We start from the raw sequence: 4,216 nt of genomic DNA, 5'->3' as shown, positions 1-4,216 counted from the left end.
TTTAGCTTTTTATATACGTAAATGAAAGGATTAAATAATATGTTCGATAATAAAAAAAGGGAGCAACGATTTTCTCTAAGGAAGTATCATTTTGGTGTAGCTAGTGTTCTTATTGGAACGTTTGTATCTTTAGTGGCGTATTCAAATGCTACTGCTCAAGCTACATCAACAAGTGAGAATGAGGTAACTTTATCATATAATAAAGAACAAGATAAAGAATCTAAAGTTGATGATAAAGTATTAAATAAAAAAGAAAAAGTAGCTATTTTTGAACCTGAAAAGACCCCAGTAGCAGATTTGTTAAATTTGACTATTGCCGAGAAATCATCAGTAGAAGCTGCTATTAGAAAGGCGAATCCAGAATTACCTACAGAATCAGTAGTAACAGTGGGAAATGATGGAACTACTATAATAAAATATCTAGACTCTACAACAGATATATTAACTTCAGAAAAAACAGTAGTTAAGAAATCAAAAACTCCAGTGGAATCAACTTCTAGTTTTAGTGATGATTTACATGAAAAAGATACAAATGACACAAAAAATAACGATGTACCTCCAGTAGATAATAGTGGTAAAGATATTTCAGAAGCTAGATCATCATTTCGTTCAAATAATGATGAAACAATAACAGATCCAACTCAAAATTATAAAAAATACTTAGGTACAGGAGCAGGGCGTCTTGCAAAACAAATTGTATTTTTAGATTTTAGTGATACTAGTGCAATTTCTAATGTAGGTAGTGGGAATACTCTGCAAATAGGAACAAAATTTGTAAAGGAAGTTGTACCAGGTTATGAAGTAACGCTAGAGGTTACGAAGTTAAGACCGTTCAATGCTACTGAGTTGTATAGAAGTCGTGGAGGGGCAAACTACAAAGCAAACGGAAAAAATTATAACAATAATACCAATGCACAAGCTAATATTATCCTAACTACGCAAGGTGGATATTCATCTGCTAAAGCTTCTGGCCTAAATACTGGTGGTAAAACCGTTATAGAAGCACAAAATAATGGAGATAATGTAGGGGTTGAATTTAGAGTTTCCGCAAAGCTAAATGGTAAAGTTGTACCAGCAAATGTGGTTTTAATGACTGGGGAAGAGCCGACGGCTTCAGAATTAGAAATATATACTACAGATGGAGAGAACTTTGAGTTATTAACAGAGCTTACAAGTAGAGACACTAGGAGTTCATATACTGTAAATAGTTATAATGATTATTTCCCAGATAGTGCTAAAAAGAAAACTACTAGTTGGTTTAGTACTACTTGGAGCGAAGATCCAGGATGGCATACCAAAAATAGTAGAGGAGAGAATATTGACGGTTTAGGAACAAAAGTTTTTGGGCCTATTAAATCATCAATCTCAGAAAGACAATCTGTTCCAGTAGTACTGACACGTAATGCTAGCAATATAGGAGTTTATCTAAATTCTAAAGGTAAGCAAGGGGCTATGTTAGGTTTTGCTATTTTTGATGAAGGTGATGCACCTGCTTCATATGGAAATGCAACACACTCGATTTCTAAAGGTAATGCTGCTGATCAGCAACAACCATACTTAGGAAAGGTAGCTCCTGATATTGATATTATAACTAATAATTCGTCTATGACGCCTTGGGAAGGTGATGATAAATCTGGTACGGCAGATGAGGGTACTAGGCAGCTTTTGGGTGACGATACTATAGTAGATAAAGACGGAAACAATACTAATGGTAATTATTCTCTAAAAAAAGCAGATGATTCTACTTATGAATTAACTGTTATTGCAAGTAATAATGGTTCTGCAAATGCTTATGCACGTGCTTTTATTGATTTTGATGGTGACGGAACTTTTAATACAGATGCTGAGGCTTCTAATATAGCTTTGGTAACAGGAAATAATCAAAAAATTAAATTTACATTCCATGATATTCCTCAAAATATAGATTTAACCAAATTAACTTTAGGTGGACGTGTAAGGATTGCTCTAGATAGATCTGATATTGAAAATCCTACGGGGCTTGCTTATTCAGGAGAAGTAGAGGATTTCCAAATTCAACAAACTATTCCTCCTAGAGGTACTAAGAAAGAAACTATTGGTAATAAAGGACAACAACAATCTACAACAGTTGTTTTTAATGCTTATGGTAAACGTATGTATGATGTTAATACTAATAACGCCCTAGATAGTAACAAGGTTTATAAATTTGTAGTTAATGGTAACGAAGTAAACGATACTACATTAACTGTCGATAATGAAGGTGTTTATAAATTAAATAATACTACAGGTGAAATTACCTTTACGCCAGTTTCAGATTTTGTTGGTAAAGCAATTGGAGTAGTGATTAGAGCGTGGGACACAAACGGAGTAAGCACAGGCTGGACAGCAGAAGAAAATTCTGGACTATCAAACACTAATACAGTTTATGGTAAAACAATGGATTCATCTTATATTCCAGAAGTTATTATACCAAGGGTTCTAACAGATAATAAACAAACAACAGGAAAGCAAGGGCAAACTCAAAATACAACTATTTTGTTTAAACAAAATAATAGTAATGATAATAGCACAGCTAATGAAAATATTACACCTACAAATGTAAATAAAATATATTTAATTGATCCATTTACTAATAACAAAGTTTCGGAATTAATAGTAGCAGGTAAAGGAAAATATGAATTAAATCAATTAACAGGAGATTTAACTTTTACTCCAGAATCAACATTTGTTGGTAATCATACAATTTCTATAGGGTTAGATTGGAATGTAGGAGTAGATAATTTAGGGAATCCAGTAGTGCGTACGGCAGTAGCATCATATACAACAACAGTAACTGTAGATGATGAAAAGCCAACAGTAGATTCAATTAATAATATAATAGTAGAAAAAGATAACCAGGTTAATATTCCGGTTGTAGCAAATGATAATATTAAGGTGGCGACAGTGAATGTTTCAGGCTTACCTGCCGGATTAATATATGATGATCAAACAAAAACAATCAAAGGAACGGCAAGCACACCAGGGAATTATATTATTAATGTTACTGCAACTGATGTAGCAGGTAATGTATCAGACACTGTAACATTCAATATTAATGTAGTTGTGAAAGAGGAACTTAGAGAAAAAGTAGGTAATGGTGATCAAGTTCATAATAGTATTGATTACGTTAAAGCAGATCAAGATAAAAAAGATAAATACGATGAAACTATTGCTGAGGGAAGAATTGTTTTAAATAATCCTAATGCAAACCAAGATGAAATTAATGCTGCTGTAAATAAGATTAATAATGCTTTAGCAGATTTAAATGGCTCTGAAAATAACGCTAAAGAAATCGCCTTAAATAATGCGAAATCTGATGCCAAATCGGAAGTAGATAGAGTAGCCGACGCTAAAAAATCAGAAATTGATGCATCAAATATGACAGCAGAAGAAAAAGCTAAAGCTAAAGAAGAAGTCGAAAAAGAAGCAGAAAAAGCCAAAAATTCTATAGACCAAGCAACAACAGATAATGCAATTTCAGAAGCGAAAGAAGCTGGAAAAGAAACAATAAAAGCTGTAGACGCAACATCAAAAGCGAAATCAGATGCCAAATCGGAAGTAGATAGAGTAGCCGACGCTAAAAAATCAGAGATAGACGCTTCAAATATGACAGCAGAAGAAAAAGCTAAAGCTAAAGAAGAAGTTGAAAGAGAAGCAGAAAAAGCCAAAAATTCTATAGACCAAGCAACAACAGATAATGCAATTTCGGAAGCGAAAGAAGCTGGAAAAGAAACAATAAAAGCTGTAGACGCAACATCAAAAGCGAAATCAGATGCCAAATCGGAAGTAGATAGAGTAGCCGACGCTAAAAAATCAGAGATAGACGCTTCAAATATGACTGCAGAAGAAAAAGCAAAAGCTAAGGCAGAAGTCGAAAAAGAAGCAGAAAAAGCAAAAGCGTCTATAGACCAAGCAACAACAAATGAGGCAGTAACAGAAGCGAAAGATAATGGTAAAAAAGCTATAAATGCAGTTGACACAACATCAAAAGTGAAAGCAGATGCTAAAACAGAAATAGATAGAACAGCTGAAGCTAAAAAAGCAGAGATAGATGCATCAAATATGACAGATGAAGAAAAAGATAAGGCTAAGGCAGAAGTCGAAAAAGAAGCCGAGAAAGCGAAAAATTCTATAGACCAATCAACAACAAATGAGGCAGTAACAGAAGCGAAAGATAATGGAAAATCAGCTATAAATG

The 4,216-nt window shown here is 33.6% G+C and carries 1 protein-coding gene; it reads left to right on the top strand.

Annotation, left to right across the window (positions count from 1 at the left end):
- Nucleotides 1–39: 39 nt before the first annotated feature.
- Nucleotides 40–4,216: DUF1542 domain-containing protein (locus HZY83_RS01655; RefSeq protein WP_179942354.1), on the top strand; the 4,177-nt coding region annotated here is incomplete at its 3' end.

Origin of the sequence: Gemella sp. GH3, assembly GCF_013415425.1 — a bacterium.
In the GTDB taxonomy this organism is placed as follows: Bacteria; Bacillota; Bacilli; order Staphylococcales; family Gemellaceae; genus Gemelliphila.
The sequence above is the reverse complement of the archived record's forward strand: the minus strand, read 5'-3'. Positions and strand labels throughout refer to the sequence as shown.